Raw genomic sequence first — 18,441 nt, forward strand, 5'->3', positions numbered from 1 at the left:
TCGAGTTCAGGGGCAGGTCACACGACCGCCCCACCGTCTGAAATCCACCTGCCTCCTTTCGTCATTCCTGCGAAGGCAGGAATCCACCAGCCTGCGCGGCCTTCCGGCTCCGCGCACCAGCCGCCATGGACCCCTGCCTCCGCAGGGGTGACGATGACGGTGGAGGTCTGCGCAAAGAACCTCCACCGAAGCGCCACACCGCCGCTCAGAAAAGGGTCGAGTTCAGAGGCAGGTCACCCCGACCGCTCAGCAGTCTGAAAACCACCTGCCCCCTTTCGTCATTCCTGCGAAGGCAGGAATCCACCAGCCTGCGCGGCCCTTCCGGCTCCGACCCGCTGCGCCGCATGGACCCCTGCCTTCGCAGGGGTGACGAAGATGAGAGGGGTGTTTCTCAACTGTCGGCCAATCGAACGTCGGATCATTGCCTTGTTGAGTCCGCCTCGCCACACCGCCACACCGCGTCTCCGCGACCCCGCAGCGAAACGCGCGGCGCGTAAACCTTCTTACCGCTCCTCAGACCGCTCGCGCCTCGCCCGGTACGCCTCGGCGATACGGTCGACCTCAGCCAGCCGGTCCTCCATGCCGTTCGCCGTCATGGCCTGAAGCGTGCTTTCCAATATCTCCGGCCGCGCGGTCTCCGGCGTGCCGCCGCCAAGCGGTGCCGGATCGTATTCCAGCGCCAGCTGAATCCGCTCCGCAACGTCACGGCCGTGCAGCCTTTCAGCGATTCGGAAGGCGAAATCGATGCCCGCCGTCACACCGCCGCCGGATAGGAAGCGCCCGTCCTCGACCACGCGCTCCGCGACCGGCTCGGCGCCGAACGCGGCAAGCCTGTCCCGCCACGACCAGTGACAGGCGCTCCGCCGCCCCTCCAGCAGCCCGGCCGCCGCCAGTATCAGCGAGCCGGTGCAGACGCTGGTGACGAACCGGGCGTCCGCCGCCGCCTGCCGCAACCAGCTCAGCACCTCCTCATCCCGCATCATCGCCGCGCAGCCATAGCCGCCGGGCACGCAGATCATGTCCAGCGCTGGCGCGTCGGCAAAGGTCGCCGTCGGCTGAAACACGAGGCCCAGATCGTCGCTGACCGGCTCCAGCCGCTTCCAGATGAAGTGCAGACGCGCACCCGGCATGCGGCCAAGCACCTGCGCCGGACCCGTCATGTCGAGCTGCGTCAGCTGCGGGTAGAGAAGAAATCCGATGTCGAACCGCTGCGCCATGGACGATCCTTTCCGCTCTCTAAGGTCGGTCCGTGCTATGCGCTCCGAACCCCCACCCGCAAGCGGCGATGGCCGTTCCTGGCGGCGATCCGCCGAAGGCCGGACTTTCCCACGAAGACGTTTCTGCGCTATCTGCCGCCGCATGATGTTTCCCGCTTCGCGCAAACCGCTGCGCTCCGCCGCCCTGATCGCCGCTATCATCGCCTTTCCTGTCGCTGCTCAGGAGACCGCGCCCATCCCCGGCGATGCAGAGGATTGGGTCGTCCAGCAAACCGAGAAGGCGCAGGCATTTGCGCCCGCGCTCGCCGATCTGCAGGCGGAGGCGGTCGAGCGCGTCAGCTGGTCGAAGACCATCGAACCCTGCGCCGCCCCGCCGGAAACGCTGCGCCTCTATGGCCTGCAACCCGCCACGGCCGATCGCATGGTCGCGCAGGGCATCATGGACGGCCGCTACCGTGGCGGCTGGACCTTCTACGGCGAAACCGGCTGTCCGGAGACGCCGGTGCTTCGCTTCCTCTACGTCGCTGAGGCGGACGGACGCCACATGATGGTCGTCGTCAACCGGGGAGAGGTCATCTCGACCCCCAGTATGATGAAGGAGACGAGCGCGCTTGCCGGGGCGGAGGCCTATGAGGCGGCGCGCCGCGCGGATCCGGACTGCTCGGTGGAAAGCGTCGTCATGCGCCGCACGGAGATCGCCGCGACCGACCGCAACCTTTCCGCCCCGGTGGGCGGCGCGCGCTTTGCCGGTGGCTGGAGCGAGAACTGGCGCTTCAGCGCCTGCGGCGAGATGGTCGACGTGACGGTCCGCTTCGATACGGACGGGAAGGGCGGGACGACCGCGCGAATTGCCGAGGTGGATGTGGACGCCTGAACCCGTGAAAAGGGAATGACAGCATCGCGATTTTGGAGAGATCAGCATGACCATTCCCGCCCTTTTCGACCTTAGCGGCCAGACCGCCATCATCACCGGCTCCAGCCGGGGTATCGGCCGCGCCATCGCGCATCGCATGGCGGAGCATGGGGCGAACGTCGTTGTTTCCAGCCGCAAGGTCGAGGCGTGCGAGGAGGCTGCCGCCGAAATCAACGAGCGTGTCGGCCGCGCCGCCGCTATCGCGACGGCCTGCAACATCTCGTCCAAGGACGACCTGTCGAACATGGTGGACCTCGCCGCCCGGACGTTCGGGCAGGTGGACCATCTGGTCTGCAACGCCGCCTCGAATCCCTATTACGGCCCGCTGGCGGAAATCGCTGATGAGCAGTTCCAGAAGATTCTGGCGAACAACATCGTGTCGAACCACTGGCTGGTGCAGCTTGTCGCGCCGGCCATGCGGCAGCGCAAATCGGGCACGATCACCATCGTCTCATCCATCGGCGGCCTGCGCGCCTCCACCGTCATCGGCGCTTATAATGTGTCGAAGGCGGCCGACCTGCAGCTCGTGCGCAACTACGCCGCCGAGCTCGGCCCCGACAATATCCGCGTCAACGCCATCTGCCCCGGCCTCATCAAGACCGACTTTGCAAAGGCGCTGTGGGACAATCCCGACACGCTGAAGCGTTCGACGGCCCATTCGACTCTGAAGCGCATCGGCGAACCCGACGAGATCGCCGGCGCCGCCGTCTTCCTCGCCGCGCCCGCCGGCGCCTTCACCAGCGGCCACGCCATGGTCATAGACGGCGGCGCCACCATCGTCTGAGGGGGCAGGACGCCGCGAACAATGCGGCCTTAACACCACCCTAAAGACCGTCGCCCCTGCGAAGGCAGGGGCCCATCCACGGTCAAAACCTGCGACGATCGCCAAACACGCAACCATGGGCCCCTGCCTCCGCAGGGGCGACGAGACGTGCGGTGAGCGTTGGAACAACCAATCATGCAGAGAGGCCGCCCTCCAGCGACGCAGCCTTACTCCCCTCACCAAAATACATCGTCGCCCCTGCGAAGGCAGGGGCCCATTCGTACTCGAAGCCCCGGAGCAGCGCCAAACACGCGACCATGGCCCCTGCCTCCGCAGGGGCGACGAGACGTGTGATGAGCTTTGAAAACTCAACATGGGGAGACCCGGCCGCCTAACGATGCAGCTTTACCTCTCCAAATACACCGTCGCCCCTGCGAAGGCAGGGGCCCACCGCCACCGCCCATCACCGACATAGCGGCCGGAAAGCCCCTCAGCTGATAAGCCTTTCCAGCGCCTCGATCCGGTCCGCCTCCGCCGCCGGCTTGTCGGTGCGGATGCGGTGGATGCGCGGGAAACGCATGGCCACGCCGGATTTGTGCCGTTTCGACGCGTGGATGCTGTCGAAGGCGATTTCCAGCACCATGGTCTTCTCCACCTCCCGGACCGGCCCGAAGCGCGCGACGGAGTTCTGCCGCACGAACTTGTCGAGCATGCGCAGCTCCTCGTCGGTGATGCCGGAATAGGCCTTGCCCACCGGCAGCAACTCGCCATCCTCGGTCCAGCAGCCGAACGTATAATCGCTGTAATAGGAGGACCGCCGCCCCGATCCGCGCTGCGCATACATCATGACGCAGTCGGCGAGCAGCGGATCCCGCTTCCACTTATACCAAAGGCCGGTCTTGCGCCCCGCGACATAGGGGGAATTGCGCCGCTTCAGCATCAGCCCCTCGATGGCGGCGCTGCGGGTACCCTCCCGTATTTCCGCCAGATGGTCGAAATGATCGGCATCCACCACCTCGCTCAGATCGAAACGGTCCGCGGGCAGGCGGTCGACGAACGCTTCCAGTCGCTGCCGCCGCTCGTGCCAGGGCAGGGCGCGCAGATCCTCCGCCCCGTCGAACAAAATGTCATAAACGCGCACGAAGGCCGGGGCTTCCTTCAGCATCTTTTTCGAAACCGTCTTGCGGCCCAGCCTTTGTTGCAGCGCGTTGAAGCTGGCCGCCTTGCCGCCCTGCACGTCGCCCTGGACCAGCAGCTCGCCATCGATCACCCCGTGCTCGGTGAACGCCTCAGCCACATCGGGAAAGCTGCCGGTCACGTCGTCGCCCGTGCGGCTGAACAGCTTCGTCTCGCCCCTCACATGGTTCAGCTGCACGCGAATGCCGTCCCATTTCCATTCCGCGACATAATCGGCCAGGTCGACGCGGCCGTCCTCCAGCGGATGCGCCAGCATGAAGGGGCGAAAGACGGGAATATCCTCATGGGTCGGCTGCGATATGCGGCCCTCGCCCCAGGCGAACAGCGTCGGATAGGGCGCATCGATGCCGTGCCACACCTCCTCGACATCATCCGTGTCGAGGTCAAACGCCTGCGCGAATGCGGTCTTCGCCAGCCGCGCCGAAACACCGATCCTCAGCGCGCCGGTCGCCAGCTTGATGAGGGCGAAGCGTTCCGTCGGTGTCATCTGATCCAGATAGGCCGTCATCACCGCCGGCGCGTCGGTCCGCGACAGGGCCTGCAGGCGTTCCACCACCTCCGCCAGCCGAACGTCTCGCATTTCCGGCTCCGCGCCCGGCAGCGGCTCCCAGATCAGGGAGACGGTTTCCGCCATGTCGCCAACGAAGTTGCGGCTCATCCTGAAGAGGACGGGGTCGACGCGCTCCTCGACCAGCGCCTTGATCAGCCCGGGCTTCACGCTGCGGAAATCGAGCTCGCCCGTCAGCGCCGCAAGCGCCCAGCCGCGATCGGGGTCGGGCGTCTCCACCAGATAATCCGCGATCAGCTTCAGCTTGGCATTGCGGGAACGGGTGTAGACCAGCCGTTCCAGGAGTTCCGCGAAAGCCTTCATCGACAGGGGGAACGCGGCATATTCGGCCGGGGTCCCTCCTGGATTCAGTCGGCGGCGGACAGTTCCAGGACGAAACGCGTGCCCGGCACCGTCTCGTCGCGGCGCAGCGTGCCCCCGGCCTGCGCGGCAAAGGCCGTGATCAGCTTCTGCCCCAGGCTGCCGGGCCGCGCCTCCGCGCCGTCCATGCCGCAGCCGTCATCGGCGACGATCAGGCAGATATTGCCGTCGGCATTGCCGTGCATGCGGATTTCGATCCGCCCTTCGCCCAGGTCCGGGAAGGCGTGCTTTGCCGCGTTCGTCGCCAGTTCGTTGACCAGCAGGCCGATGGTGATGGCGCGGTCGCGCGGCAGGTGGATGTCTTCCGCATCGCAGACCACCTCGATTCCGCGCGACAGCGACAGGCTGTCCGTCAGCGCGGTGCACAATTCCTGCAGATAGGGGCGCATCGCCACCATCGTCGGAAGGTCGCTGCCGCGATAGAGGGAGCGGTGCGCCCGCGCGATGGACTCGATGCGCAGGGCCGCCGTGCTCAGCGCCTCCGCCGCCGGATCGCCCTTCGGGAACTGCCGCCGCTGCATGTCGAGCAAAGAGGAGACCATGGCGAAGTTGTTCTTCACCCGGTGGTCGAGCTCCTGCAGGTAGAGGTCGCGCCGGGCCAGCGCCTCGTCGCGCTCCGCCGCCGCCCGCCGGACGGCACCGCGAAACACCTCGGCCAGCGCGACGATCATCAGGCCGGCGATCACGTTCGCCGCCACGCGGGGGCCGTCGGACGGCAGTTCGAACGCGAAACTGTCGGGGTAGGGCAGCACATGGTACCAGACGAAGACGGCGCACAGGATCTCCGTCAGCAGCCCGCTTTGCCACCGGGCGAACAGGCTGGCGATCAGTACGAAGGGCAGGGTCAGCGAAAACGGCCCGGCGCCGGGCATGACGCGGTCCACCAGCCAGCGCGTCGTATAGGCAAGGACACAGCAGACCAGCGCCGTCAGAACCATCGTGGCCGCGCGCGGCACACGCTGCGCGAACCTGTCGGGCAGGTCCAGTTCTCCAAGACGCATTCTGTTATCGACCCCGCGAGACGCCGCCCCGATATCTTCATTACGCCAAGGCCGCTGCGCTTGCGAATCGTTTTTTTCTCCTTAACTTAGGTCAGTCGTCTTCATCCTCTCGGCCCACCAGGTGCAGCGCGCGCGCCTTGATCTGCCGCGTCATGCACCAGTGGAGGAGCGCGTCCTCCCGCCCGTGCGTCACCCACACTTCCTTCGGACCGACCTCCGTGATGGTGCCGGTCAGCTCGTCCCAATCGGCATGGTCGGAGATGATCAGCGGCAGCTCCACGTTCCGTTGCCGCGCGCGCTGGCGGATGCGCATCCAGCCCGAGGCCATGGCGGTGATCGGATCGGGCAGGCGCCGCGACCAGCGGTCGTTCAGCGCGCCGGGGGGCGACAGCACGATGCGCCCGCGCAGTTCATCCTTCGTCTTTCCCGTCGCCAGTATCAGGTCGCCAAGATCGACGCCGAGATCGCCATAAAGCGAGCACAGCCGTTCCAGCGCGCCGTGAATATAGATCGGGTCATGGTGGCCGAGATCGCGCAGGTGCCGGATCACCCGCTGCGCCTTGCCCAGCGCATAGGCGCCGATCAGAACGCAGCGGTCGGGGTTGGCGGCAAGCGCCTCCAGCGCCTTTTCCACCTCTCCCGCCGTGTCCGGATGGCGGAAGACCGGCAGGCCGAACGTCGCCTCCGTGATGAAGACATCGCAGGCGACAGGCTGGAACGGCGCGCAGGTCGGGTCGGCGCGGCGTTTGTAGTCGCCGGACACCACCACGCGCTCGCCCGCGTGATCCATGACGATCTGCGCCGATCCCAGCACATGCCCGGCCGGCACGAAGCTGACGTCGACCTCGCCCACGCGCATCACCTCGCCGTGTTGCACGGGCGTCGATTCCGCATATTCGCCGTAACGGGTTTCCATGATAGCCAGCGTCTCGGGCGTGGCCATGACATGGTCGTGTCCGGACCGGGCATGATCGGCGTGGCCGTGCGTCACCAGCGCAAGCGGCTGCGGATCGGACGGATCGATCCAGAAATCGCCCGGCGGCACGTAAATGCCGCCGGGATGCGGCTTTATCCAGGAACCGGGCGTTGGCATGCTAGAGCGGACAATGAACGAAAAGCACCAAGGTTCACAGGACAGGCCCGGCACCGAAGCGGATGGCGAGGACGAGGAGGGGGCGCCCATGAAGACCGGCCCCCTGGCGGCGGCGCGCGGCCTATGGACCGGTGCGGCCGGCGCCGGACCCGCGCCGGCGGACGCAAGCCGTGCGCGGCCCGCCGCCACCGATGCGGATAGGGATGCTTCCACCGATGCCGGGGCAGGGCAAGCCGGCATGGAAGCCTCGGCAGCGCGGCCAGATGACGGGGCAGCAGCGGACGCTTCCGGAGACGCCGCCACGGATGCCGCGGCGGAGGCCGAGGCGCTCGCCCTCATGAAAACGCGCAGCCCTATTGCCCGCCGCCTCTATCTCGCGGCGGGCTGGTTCAATGTCGGGCTGGCGGTGATCGGCGCCATCCTGCCGGTGATGCCGACGGTCATCTTCCTGATCGTTGCGGCGGCCTGCTTCGCCAATTCCAATCCGAAGCTCGAGGCGCGCCTCCTCACCCACCCCGTCTTCGGCGAACATATCGTCGCCTGGCGCCGCCGCCGCGCCATCACGAAGAAGGGCAAATGGGGCGCAAGCCTCGGCATGCTCTGCGGCGCCGCCTTCGGCCTCATCTTCCTCCCCACCCCCTGGCGCTATGTCGGCACCGTGGTCGCCCTCATCTTCATCCCCTGGGTCTGGTCCCGCCCTGATCGGTGAGAGAGCTCGGACGCTGTTTGGTGACGTTCATGCTTGTAACCCGTCTTCCAAAGAGCGGACGCTAATTATCGTGTAGCGCGCATCCAAATGTAGGTGATGTCGGGCATCTTCTCTTCATTTCGTTCACCATCTGTCATTTCTTCAATGATGAATCCGTGCTTTTCGTAAAACGCTCGCGCGCCAACATTCGACTGGAAGGTGTATAGCCGAAGCTCGGATTGGTTCGATTGCGCAATCTTAATCAAAGACGAGCCGATACCTTGTCGATGCAAAGAAGGACCGACGTAGAGGTGATTTACCCATCCTGTCGAAAACGCTACGAATCCACTTAAATCCGGTCCGTCGAAAGCTCCCCAAACTGCATTTCTTTGCAGCACGTCGTCGCGATAGAACGCGCGATACTCTGCGGCGGAATGAATGGAGGTATCATAGTCCGGGACCAGCGCGACCGACGTACGGTGAAGATCGGCTGCAGCGTCGGCATGTTCGGCATTCAGTTGAACAAAAGTCAGCATACACAGCGATTATGGCGTTAGTCGGTCAACAATCCATCCATCGTGGAAAAAGTGTTTCCGCCTTACAAACCGCTGCCCTTCCAAAATAGGATTGTGAGCGCCATCTTCGCCGACATGGATCGGGCACATCTTGGCGGCATGATTTCGGGGTTGGACGCGGCTGCGGCCGGACCTGTGTCATGTCAGCAACAGTGCCGGATTTCTTCAATGATTTCTCATGCGCGCGTGCGTGAGTGGGTGTCCACATTGTCAACTTCGGGCCGGCGAGGGGCGTTTTGACGGCGCGTGCCGCCGGTCAGCCGGCGCCTGATCTGCCGCCCGTCATCGCGGACTGGTTCGCAGGCCGCGGGTGGCGGCTGCGGCGGCATCAGGCGGAAATGATCGCGGCGGCGCGCGGCGGGCGCGATGCGCTACTCGTTGCCTCGACCGGTGCGGGCAAGACGCTGGCCGGCTTCCTCGCCTCCATCGCCGACCTGATCGAGACGCCGCAGGAGGGGCTTCACACCCTCTACGTCTCTCCGCTGAAGGCGCTGGCGGTCGATGTGCAGCGCAACCTGATGGAGCCCATTCAGGAAATGGGCCTCGACATCCGCGTCGAAACCCGCACGGGCGATACGCCGTCGGACCGCAAGGCGCGGCAGCGTGCACGGCCGCCGCACATGCTGCTGACGACGCCGGAAAGCCTGTCGCTGCTCCTCAGCTACCCGGAGGCGGAGACCATGTTCGCCTCCCTGAAGACGATCATCGTCGATGAAATCCACGCCTTCGCACCCACGAAGCGCGGCGACCTTCTGGCCCTGGCCATGGCGCGGCTGCAACGCCTTGCCCCCGGTCTGCGCCGCGCGGCGCTGACGGCGACGGTGCGTGACCCGGACGGGTTTCGCGGCTGGTTGTCGCCCGACGGCGATTTCGAAGCGGTGGCGCTGGTGCGCGGCGAACCCGGCGCGCGGCCCGACATCCGCATCCTGCTGCCGGAGGACCGCGTGCCCTGGTCCGGCCATTCCGGCCGCTATGCCGCGCGGCAGGTGATGGAGGAAATCGAGGCGCACAAGCTGACGCTGGTCTTCTGCAACACGCGCAGCCTGGCCGAGCTGATCTTTCAGGATTTGTGGTCGGAAAACGAAAACGCGCTTCCCATCGGCGTCCATCACGGTTCCCTGAGCCGGGAGGCGCGGCGCAAGGTGGAGGGGGCGATGGCGCGGGGCGACCTGCGCGGCCTGGTCGCCACAGCCAGCCTCGACCTTGGCGTCGACTGGGGCGACGTCGATCTGGTTATCCAGATGGGCGCGCCGAAGGGCTCGTCCCGCCTGCTGCAACGCATCGGCCGCGCCAATCACCGGCTTGACGAGGCGTCGGAGGCGGTCATCGTCCCCGGCAACCGCTTCGAATATCTTGAAGCGCGCGCCGCCCTCGATGCCGTCGAGGAGGGGGAGCTGGACGAGGATCTGTGGCGTCCCGGCGCGCTCGACGTTTTGGCACAGCATATCATGGCGCTGGCCTGCGCCGCGCCGTTCGATGCGGACGATCTCTACGCCGAAATCCGCACCGCCGCGCCCTATGCGACGCTGCCGCGCGAAACCTTCGACCGGGTGCTGCATTTCATCGAATCCGGCGGCTATGCGCTGCGCGCCTATGACAAATACAAGCGGATTACGCAGGGGAAGGACGGCCTCTGGCGCATCAGCCATCCGCGCTATGCGAAGCAGCACCGGCTGAACGCCGGCATCATCGTCGATGCGCCCGTCCTCGACGTGCGGTTTCGCAACGGCCGCAAGCTGGGCACGGTGGAGGAATATTTCGCCTCTACCCTGACGCCGGGCGACACCTTCTTCTTCTCGGGCCTGTCGCTGGAGGTGGAGGGCATCAAGGATGCCGACCTGTTCGTGAAGGCGACCGCGAAGCCCGCGCGCATTCCCACCTATGTCGGCGCGCGGATGCCGCTGTCCACCAACCTCGCCAATCGCGTGCGCCGCTTCCTGCACGAGCGGGAGGAATGGCGGCGCTTCCCGCCCGACGTGCGCGAATGGCTGCGCATTCAGGACGAACGCTCGGTCCTGCCGCAGCCGGACCAGCTTCTGGTCGAGACATTCCCGAGAGAGGGGCGGTACTATATGGTCGCCTATAGTTTCGAGGGGTGGAACGCGCACCAGTCGCTGGGGATGCTCATCACGCGGCGCATGGAAACCATGGGCCTGTCGCCCATCGGCTTCGTGTCGAACGATTATGCCATCGCCTGCTATTCGCTGAAGCCGGTGGAGGATCCGCGCCCGCTGTTCTCGCCCGACATTCTGGAGGACGAGCTGGTCGAATGGATCCAGACCAGCCACCTTCTGAAGCGCGCCTTTCGGGAGGTTGCGGTGATCGGCGGCCTGATCGAGCGGCACGTCCCGGGAAAGCGAAAGACCGGGCGGCAGGTCACCTTCTCCACCGACCTCATCTACGACGTCCTCAGGAAATACGAACCCGATCATATGCTGCTGTCCGCCGCCTGGGAGGATGCGAAGGGGCGGCTGACCGATATCGGCCGCCTCGCGGACCTTCTGGACCGCGCGCCGCGCACCATGGTGCATCGGGCGCTGGACCGGATCAGCCCGCTCGCAGTTCCCGTCCTCGTGCTGATCGGGCGGGAGAAGGTGGCGATGGGAACGGCGGACGACGAACTGCTGATCGAGGCGGAATCGCTGGCGGAGGAGGCGATGCGCCTGAACTGATTTTCTTTGACGACAGCGGTCGTTCGTCACGCCGGCGATTGACGTGAAGCCGCTTCGGGCAGACACTTTCTCGCCATGCCTTGGGAAGGGCGAGACGACGATGAAGAGGGTTCCGTTCGCTGCCATAATGCTTGCCGTGCTGCCGGCCGCCAGTCTTCAGCCGCTGCCGCCGCCCGGTCCGGCCGACGAGATCGCGACCGGCGCGGACCGCTATGAGCGCATGACCGTGCCCGTCACCGTCAATGGAAAGGGCCCGTTCCCCTTCGTCATCGACACCGGGGCGGAGCGCACCATGGTCTCCACCGAACTGGCGGAATCGCTCGGTCTGGAAAGCCCCGGCGACGCCATCGTCCACGCCGTCACGGGCCTGCACCGCGTCCCGCTCTACAGTATCGACAGGCTCAGCGTCGCCGGGGACGGCGTGGATTTTCTGGAGGCGCCCTCCGTCCCGCAAAGCCGTCTCGGCGCCGTCGGCCTGCTTGGTCTCGACAGCCTGCAGAATTCTCACGTCGTCTTCGACATCGGCCGGGACACGATGACGGTCCGCGCTTCGGCCCGGGATCAGAAGCCGGCGCGCAGCTATGGCAACACCATCGTCATCACCGCCGAAAAGCGGCAGGGGCGGCTGATCTTCACAAACGCCAGGATCAACGGCGTCGCGGTGCGCGTCGTCGTCGATACCGGCGCGCAGGTTTCGCTGGGCAATGAGGCGCTGCGGCAGGCCATCATCCAGCGCCGCGTTCTGGAAGAGCGGGTCGGCATCATCAGCGTTGTCGGCGACAGCATAGAGGGCGATATCCTGAACGTCCGCAAGCTGACGCTCGACGGGCTCAGCATGATCGGCGGCAAGATCATCTTCAGCGATGCGCCGATCTTCGCCCAGCTCGATCTGGACGCGCAGCCCGCGCTGCTTCTCGGCATGAGCACCTTCCGCGCCTTTCAGCGCGTCGAGATCGATTTTCCGAAGCGTCAGGTCAGTTTTGTGCTGGAGCGCGATCCGACCCTTGACGGGCTCGTCCGGACTGGGTGCCGCGGAACGCGTATTGATCGCGGCGGCTGCTGAGGGCATAGGATCCGCATGGTTCCCCTTTCGTTCTGTGGCCATGATCTGGTTCCCCTGCCGGACGGCGCGGTGTTCTGGCCGGCGCGCCGGGCGCTGCTCGTCGCCGACCTACATCTGGAAAAGGCAAGCTGGTTCGCCCGTTCCGGTCAGATGCTGCCGCCCTATGACAGCCTGAAAACCCTGGAGGATCTTGAAGGGGTAATAGACGCTGCCGGCGCCCGTGAAATCTGGTGCCTGGGCGATTCCTTCCACGACCGCGAGGGCTGCGACAGGCTGCCCGCCGATGCGCGCAGCCTTCTCGAATCGCTGACGGCCAGAACGCAGTGGACGTGGATCACCGGCAATCACGATCCCGGCTTCTCTGCGACCTGCGGCGCCGCCGTGGTGGAGGAGGCGGAGGTGGACGGCCTGCTGCTGCGGCACGAGGCGGACCCGCGTGAGACGCGTCCTGAACTCAGCGGGCATTTCCACCCGAAGCTGCGGGTGCGCCTGCGCGGGAGGGGCGTGTCGCGCCGCTGTTATGTCGCCAGCGAGCGAAAGATCATCCTCCCCGCCTTCGGCGCGCTGACGGGCGGCCTCGATGCGCAGTCGAGGGCGATCCTGCGCGCGATGGGCGGACCAGCCGCCGCATTGGTGCCGACGCGGGACAGGCTGCTGCGCTTTCCGCTCGCGGCCTGAAAAAGGGGGGGAGCGCTATCGCTTCGCGTGTCGTTGGTGCGGTGAACTTATGAAGGAGCCTTTCCGTAATGCCGAAACTCACCGCCATCGCCCTCAATGCCACATTGAAATCGTCGGGAGAGGAAGCGTCCTCCACCGACAAGATGATCGACCTTCTTGCGCAGAAGCTGTCCGCCCATGACGTAGAACTGACGGAAACCATCCGCCTTGCCGACCATGACATCAAACCCGGCGTCACCTCCGACGAGGGGGAGGGCGACGCATGGCCTGCCATCCTTCGCAGGATTCTTGCAGCCGACATCCTCATTTTTGGAACGCCGATTTGGCTGGGACAGATGTCGTCCGTGGCAAAGCGCGCCTTGGAGCGCATGGACGCGTTTCTGTCGGACACCGACGATAAGGGCCGGATGCCGAGCTATGGGAAGGTTGCGGTGCTCGCGATCGTCGGCAATGAGGATGGCGCGCACAGCATCACGGCAAGCGCGCTTCAGGCGCTGAACGATACCGGCTGGACCATACCGGCGGCGTCGGCATGCTATTGGGTGGGAGAGGCGATGCAGTCGAAGGATTTCAAGGACTTCGATGAGACTCCCGAGAAGGTCGATCAGACGGCCGGGATGGTGGCCGACAACGCCGCCCATCTTGCGACGATCCTGAAGGGTCACCCTTATCCGGGCCATGAGGATTGAGCGAAGGACAGCGAACGGCTGAACCCCCTCTACGGATCGCAAAAGAAAGGCTTGTTTGCCGGACCGGCGTGCCGGGCCCATCTAGGCCGCATGAGTGAAACAGGTCGCATCATCCTCGTCGGCGCCGGTCCGGGCGATCCCGATCTCTTGACCCTCCGCGCCCTCCGCGCACTGGAGGGTGCGGAGGTCGTGGTCCATGACGGGCTGGTTTCCGGCGAAATTCTGGACCTGGCGAACCCGCAGGCGCGCCGGATCAGTGTCGCCAAGCGGCGGGCGCGTCATACCCTGCCGCAGGAAGCCATCGGCGAACTCCTGGTGCGAGAAGCGCGCGCGGGCCGCATCGTCGTGCGTTTGAAGGGGGGCGACCCCTTCATCTTCGGCCGCGGCGGCGAAGAAGTTGCAGCGGCGCAGGCGGCGGGTATTCCCGTCGAGGTGGTGCCCGGGATCTCGTCCGCGCTTGGCGGCGCGGCGGCGGCGGCGATGCCGCTGACCCACCGCGATCATGCCTCCGTCGTCAGCTTTGTTGCGGGGCAATGCAAGGGGCTCAGTGAACAGAATTGGGCGGGTCTCGCCGGCAAGGGCAGAACGCTCGTCATCTTCATGGGCGTGGCGACATCCGCCGCCATTGCCGAGAAGCTGATGCATGACGGTCTGGCGCCCGATACGCCGGTGGCCGTTCTGGAGCGGGCGACTTTGCCGGACATGCGGGTGCTCAGAAGCCTGCTTGCCGACCTGCCCGGTCTTGTCGAGCGTGAGGGCGTCCAGAGTCCTGCGCTGATTGTCGTTGGCGATGTGGCGCAGCTCGGCGCATCGCAGATTGCCGAAATGGAGCGAGTGAATTGATTATCCTGACGGGAAACGATCTGAAAACAGGCGACGTCGTGTGGTGGACCGGAGACGGCTGGTCGCGTCATGTCGGCCATGCCGTTTTTGTGGGCAGCGGCGAAGAACCGGGCGGCGCGGCCGAGATCATGCACCGGGAGGAGGCTGCGCGCGCGGTCAACGGTCCCTATGAGGTGGAAGCGACGGACGAGGGCGCTGGTCCCGTCCCCTCGCATATCAAGGAACGCATGCGCGCGGCCGGGCCGAGCGTGCGTCTTGATCTCGGCGTGCAGGCAGAGGGTTAAGCCGAATGTATCAATATGACGAATACGACCAGAAAATGGTCGAGACCCGTGTGGCCGAGTTCCGCGATCAGGTGGAACGGCGCCTTTCCGGAGATCTGACGGAGGATCAGTTCACGCCGCTGCGGCTGATGAACGGCCTTTATCTGCAGCTGCACGCCTACATGCTGCGCGTCGCCGTCCCCTACGGCACGCTTTCGGCCGCGCAGATGCGCATGCTCGCGCAGATTGCGCGAAAGTACGACAAGGGCTACGGTCATTTCACGACGCGCCAGAACATCCAGTATAACTGGATTCAGCTAAAGGACGCGCCGGACATCCTTGCCGATCTGGCGACGGTTGAAATGCACGCCATCCAGACCAGCGGCAATTGCATCCGCAACATTTCGTCGGATCAGTTCGCCGGCGTCGCAAAGGACGAGGTCTGCGATCCGCGCCCCTATGCGGAATTGCTGCGCCAATGGTCGAGCTTCCATCCGGAATTTTCGTATCTGCCGCGCAAGTTCAAGTTCGCGGTGATCGCCTCGGCCGAGGACCGGGCTGCAATGCGTTTGCATGATATCGGCATCGAGATGGTCAGGAACGACGCCGACGAACTCGGCGCGAAGTTCTTCGCCGGCGGTGGCATGGGCCGAACGCCGATGATCGGTCCGTGTGTGCGTGAATTCGTGCCAGCGGACGCGCTCATCAGCTATTCCGAGGCGATCCTGCGCGTCTACAATCGCTACGGCCGGCGCGACAACAAGTACAAGGCGCGTATCAAGATCCTGGTGCACGAACTCGGCATCGAGGAATTCCGCCGTCAGGTGGAGGCGGAGTTCGCGCATATGCATCCCCTCGACCTCGATCCGCCGCGCGCCGAACTGACGCGAATCCAGGCGTTCTTTGCGCCGCCTGCCTATGAACCGCTGCCGGACGGGTTCGACGACAGCGACCCCGACTTCAAACTGTGGGCGGACGCCAATCTGCATCCGCACAAGGTGCCGGGATATGCGGCCGCCACGATCAGCCTGAAGCCCGTCGGGGGCATTCCGGGCGACGCCTCGGCGGAGCAGATGGACCTCATCGCCGACCTCGCCGCGCGCTATTCAATGGACGAGGTTCGCGTGACCCACGCGCAGAATCTGGTCCTGCCGAACGTGCGGCAGGCGGATCTCTACGCCCTGTGGCAGGAACTGGATGCTGCGGGTCTGGCGCCAGCCAATCTCGATCTGGCGAGCGACATCATCGCCTGCCCCGGCCTCGATTATTGCAGCCTCGCCAATGCGCGCTCCATTCCCATCGCGCAGAAGCTGGCGCAGCGGCTCGCGCCGGTGGAGCGGGATCTGGGCGAGCTCAAGATCAAGATTTCGGGCTGCATCAATGCCTGCGGCCACCACCATGCCGGGCATATCGGCATACTCGGCGTCGACCGGAAGGGGGTGGAGAATTACCAGCTTCTTCTCGGCGGGTCGGGCGCGGAGGATGTCAGCCTGGCGAAGATCACCGGCCCCGGTTTTGACGAAAACGGCATCGTCGATGCGGTCGAAACGGTGACCAACCTCTATCGCAAACGGCGAGAGGACGGCGAGCGCTTCGTCGACACCTATCGCCGGCTGGGCATGGATCCGTTCAAGGAGGCGCTTTATGGCTGATTGGCCCCGTTACCGCGACGATGCAGCCGTGAACGAGCCGGCCGTGACGCTGGAGGCGTTCCTGGCGCAGCCGGAGGCCGTGGCCGTCCGCATCGAACCCGGCGCGGACGTGCGCGAACTCGTCCCGCACCTGGCGCGCCTGAAGCTCGTCGAGATCGGCTTTCCGACCTACCGCGACGGGCGCGGTTATTCTGCCGCACGCATCCTGCGGGAGGAGGGCTATCAGGGCGAACTGCGCGCGGAGGGCGACGTTCTTCTCGATCAGCTCGCCTATATGCGCCGTTGCGGCTTCGACAGTTTTGCGCCGGCCGCAACCATCGATGCGGGCAAGGCGGTGGCGGCCATCGGACGTTGGCCCTATCATTACCAGAAGGCGGCGGACGGTCTGAAGGCGGGTGCTGCGCCGCCGATATGGGCGCTGCGTCATGGCTGACATCGATGCGGCCAGCGAAGCGCGGCTGCGGGACCGGGTCGATTTCGGCTATACCGCGAACGACGCCTATGCGCTGAACCGGGAATTTCGCGGTGCGGACGCATCGGAATTTCTCGATGCGATGCTGAACGATCGGTTTGTCGGCGAACTGGCGATGGTGTCCTCGTTCGGGACCGAAAGCGCCGTGCTGCTGGACCTCGTGGCGCAGATCGATCCTTCGCTGCCCGTCATCTTTCTGGACACTGGCAAGCATTTTCCGGAAACCTTGGCCTACCGAGACACGCTGATCGCGCATCTCGGTCTCACCGGCGTGCGCAATATCGAGCCCGATGCTGCCGCCCTGGCTGAAAAGGATGAGAAGGGCCTTCGCTGGTCCTACGATCCCGACGGCTGCTGCGATCTGAGAAAAGTCCGCCCGCTTTCGCGCGCACTTGCGGGATTCGGCGGGTCGATCACGGGCCGGAAGGCGTTTCAGGCGGATACCCGCACCCTCTTGCCGCGCGTCGAGGTCGGCACCGACGGCAAGTTGAAAATCAACCCGATCATCGATTGGCAGAAGGCCGATATCGACGCGTGGTTCGAAACGCGCGGCCTGCCGCGTCATCCGCTTGAGGAATGCGGCTATCCCTCCATCGGCTGCGCACCCTGCACGTCCAAGGTGAAGCCGGGGGAGGATCCGCGATCCGGCCGCTGGCGCGGGTGGGACAAGACCGAATGCGGCATTCATGTCCCGGGCGAGACGAGCGAGCTGCCGAGCTTCTAGGGCAGATAGGGCTTCAGTTCGGCGGGGACGTCCTCTCGGAATGCGTCGTCCATCGGATAATGGGGCATGGCTTCTCGGATCGCGACCAGCAGCGCAGCGCCCTGCATGCGGTCCTTCTCGACCTTCAGCCGGTCCCGTCCCGGCTTTTCCGCCAGCCACAATTTCATCAGCGCGAAATAGCGCGGATCGGGCGCCACGATCCGCGCAGCCTTCCGGTCCGCCGTCGGAAGAACCTGGTCGACGGGCCGGCCCATCAACAGCCATTCCTGCTCGGCAAGCGGCACGGGCCGGGGCTGGTCGCGGCGCGGCAGGCCGGGCAGGGTGGAGGGCGCGGCCAGAAGCTCCACTTCATAGGCGTCGGCATTGCGAGCCTGGAATCCGCGCTCGCTGTTCACGGTGAAGGTCGTGTCGACGGATTTCAGCATCGGCCAGACCGCGGGTTCGGGTTCCGGCGTGTCGCCCTTCCGCCCGCCAGCAGCCCAGGCCAAATCGAAATCCTCCGTTTCCAGCGGTGCATCGTCGATCAGGGCCGCAGCCTCAGCCATGTAAGCGGGCAGGGCGTTCGTACCGACGACGAGAAGCTGCCCGTCGAGCATGCCGCGCTCGTCCGCTGCGCGCAGAATGGCGCCGGGCAGATTGGCGATCATCGGCAGACGCAGCGCGCGGGCAAGGGCGGCGCTTTCCGCCACGGCGGCGGAGGTGCGGGCCATCCGATCCTTCAGCGCGGCCTTTTCCGTACGATAGTCCTCGAAACGCTGCGTCAGCGCCTCGTCCATGCGGCCAAGGCTCTTGCCGTTCCCGTCCCGACCCGTGATTTCATAGAGATAGGACGCGCCGCCGACCTTCTTCCGGCGCAGGTCGTACGGCAGGGCCGCGAAGGCCCGCTGCGCGTCCATCCACCCTTCATAGCGCGTCCGCAGATTGACGAGCGTACGGGACTGTTCCTGTGAGAAGGCGCGCATGTGGATTTATCCCACAATTTCGAAAATGACGCAATTGTGGGATAAAGC

18 protein-coding genes are annotated in these 18,441 nt (G+C 65.4%); 12 read left to right on the forward strand and 6 right to left on the reverse strand.

Going from position 1 to position 18,441, the window contains the following annotated elements; all coding sequences use genetic code 11:
* Positions 1-503 precede the first annotated feature (503 nt).
* The gene (locus tag C725_RS12225; protein ID WP_008603423.1) at positions 504-1,217 is read right to left on the reverse strand and encodes a DJ-1/PfpI family protein; all 714 of its coding nucleotides are present in this window, start codon (positions 1,215-1,217) and stop codon (positions 504-506) included.
* Between the two features lie 142 nt (positions 1,218-1,359).
* On the opposite strand from C725_RS12225, the gene C725_RS12230 reads away from it, so the two are divergent.
* Both C725_RS12230 and C725_RS12235 read left to right on the forward strand, forming a co-directional pair.
* On the forward strand, positions 1,360-2,091 hold the full coding sequence (locus tag C725_RS12230) for a hypothetical protein (protein ID WP_008603426.1): 732 nt from the start codon (positions 1,360-1,362) through the stop codon (positions 2,089-2,091).
* Positions 2,092-2,137: 46 nt separating this feature from the next.
* The gene (locus tag C725_RS12235; protein ID WP_008603427.1) at positions 2,138-2,914 is read left to right on the forward strand and encodes an SDR family oxidoreductase; all 777 of its coding nucleotides are present in this window, start codon (positions 2,138-2,140) and stop codon (positions 2,912-2,914) included.
* A 469-nt stretch (positions 2,915-3,383) separates the two neighbouring features.
* On the opposite strand, the gene C725_RS12240 is transcribed toward C725_RS12235, so the two are convergent.
* From C725_RS12240 to C725_RS12250, 3 genes are all read right to left on the reverse strand, one after another.
* Entirely contained in the window at positions 3,384-4,961 is a 1,578-nt protein-coding gene (locus C725_RS12240) for a cisplatin damage response ATP-dependent DNA ligase (RefSeq protein ID WP_008603429.1), read from the reverse strand.
* A 44-nt stretch (positions 4,962-5,005) separates the two neighbouring features.
* Positions 5,006-6,019, reverse strand: coding sequence for a sensor histidine kinase (locus C725_RS12245; RefSeq protein ID WP_008603432.1), 1,014 nt, complete (start codon positions 6,017-6,019; stop codon positions 5,006-5,008).
* A gap of 91 nt (positions 6,020-6,110) precedes the next feature.
* Positions 6,111-7,112, reverse strand: coding sequence for a ligase-associated DNA damage response exonuclease (locus tag C725_RS12250; protein ID WP_038283226.1), 1,002 nt, complete (start codon positions 7,110-7,112; stop codon positions 6,111-6,113).
* Positions 7,113-7,125: 13 nt separating this feature from the next.
* Between C725_RS12250 and C725_RS16230 the strand changes: the two genes are divergently transcribed.
* Complete coding sequence (locus C725_RS16230; protein WP_008603436.1) at positions 7,126-7,821, forward strand: YbaN family protein; 696 nt, start codon at positions 7,126-7,128, stop codon at positions 7,819-7,821.
* A 65-nt stretch (positions 7,822-7,886) separates the two neighbouring features.
* On the opposite strand, the gene C725_RS12260 is transcribed toward C725_RS16230, so the two are convergent.
* Entirely contained in the window at positions 7,887-8,336 is a 450-nt protein-coding gene (locus tag C725_RS12260; protein WP_038283203.1) for a GNAT family N-acetyltransferase, read from the reverse strand.
* 275 nt (positions 8,337-8,611) lie between these two features.
* Here C725_RS12260 and C725_RS12265 point away from each other — a divergent pair, with 275 nt between their 5' ends.
* The 9 genes from C725_RS12265 (at position 8,612) to C725_RS12305 (ending at position 17,431) form a co-directional block, all read left to right on the forward strand.
* Entirely contained in the window at positions 8,612-11,047 is a 2,436-nt protein-coding gene (locus C725_RS12265) for a ligase-associated DNA damage response DEXH box helicase (RefSeq protein ID WP_008603438.1), read from the forward strand.
* A gap of 100 nt (positions 11,048-11,147) precedes the next feature.
* Complete coding sequence (locus C725_RS12270) at positions 11,148-12,110, forward strand: retroviral-like aspartic protease family protein (protein WP_078056277.1); 963 nt, start codon at positions 11,148-11,150, stop codon at positions 12,108-12,110.
* Positions 12,111-12,125: 15 nt separating this feature from the next.
* Positions 12,126-12,788: a ligase-associated DNA damage response endonuclease PdeM gene (gene pdeM / locus C725_RS12275; RefSeq protein WP_008603442.1), complete on the forward strand. Its 663-nt coding sequence runs from the start codon at positions 12,126-12,128 to the stop codon at positions 12,786-12,788.
* 68 nt (positions 12,789-12,856) lie between these two features.
* Entirely contained in the window at positions 12,857-13,477 is a 621-nt protein-coding gene (locus C725_RS12280) for a flavodoxin family protein (RefSeq protein ID WP_008603449.1), read from the forward strand.
* 90 nt (positions 13,478-13,567) lie between these two features.
* Positions 13,568-14,320: a uroporphyrinogen-III C-methyltransferase gene (gene cobA / locus C725_RS12285; RefSeq protein ID WP_008603450.1), complete on the forward strand. Its 753-nt coding sequence runs from the start codon at positions 13,568-13,570 to the stop codon at positions 14,318-14,320.
* Positions 14,317-14,604, forward strand: a complete 288-nt coding sequence (locus tag C725_RS12290; RefSeq protein ID WP_008603453.1) for a DUF2849 domain-containing protein — start codon at positions 14,317-14,319, stop codon at positions 14,602-14,604. The genes cobA and C725_RS12290 overlap by 4 nt, the downstream gene beginning before the upstream one ends.
* Before the next feature lie 5 nt (positions 14,605-14,609).
* A complete protein-coding gene (locus tag C725_RS12295) occupies positions 14,610-16,235 on the forward strand; it encodes a nitrite/sulfite reductase (protein ID WP_008603455.1) in 1,626 nt (541 codons plus the stop codon).
* Positions 16,228-16,668 carry a DUF934 domain-containing protein gene (locus C725_RS12300; protein WP_008603457.1) on the forward strand — a complete coding sequence of 147 codons (441 nt, stop codon included), beginning with the start codon at positions 16,228-16,230 and terminating at the stop codon, positions 16,666-16,668. The genes C725_RS12295 and C725_RS12300 overlap by 8 nt, the downstream gene beginning before the upstream one ends.
* Positions 16,661-17,431 (forward strand): phosphoadenylyl-sulfate reductase, encoded by a 771-nt coding sequence (locus C725_RS12305; protein ID WP_008603459.1) that lies wholly within the window; start codon positions 16,661-16,663, stop codon positions 17,429-17,431. The genes C725_RS12300 and C725_RS12305 overlap by 8 nt, the downstream gene beginning before the upstream one ends.
* On the opposite strand, the gene C725_RS12310 is transcribed toward C725_RS12305, so the two are convergent.
* Positions 17,428-18,393, reverse strand: coding sequence for a GSU2403 family nucleotidyltransferase fold protein (locus C725_RS12310; RefSeq protein WP_008603461.1), 966 nt, complete (start codon positions 18,391-18,393; stop codon positions 17,428-17,430). The two genes, C725_RS12305 and C725_RS12310, sit on opposite strands and share 4 nt — an antisense overlap.
* Between the last annotated feature and the right edge of the window lie 48 nt (positions 18,394-18,441).

It is taken from the genome of Pacificimonas flava (assembly GCF_000342165.1).
Taxonomy (GTDB): domain Bacteria; phylum Pseudomonadota; class Alphaproteobacteria; order Sphingomonadales; family Sphingomonadaceae; genus Pacificimonas; species Pacificimonas flava.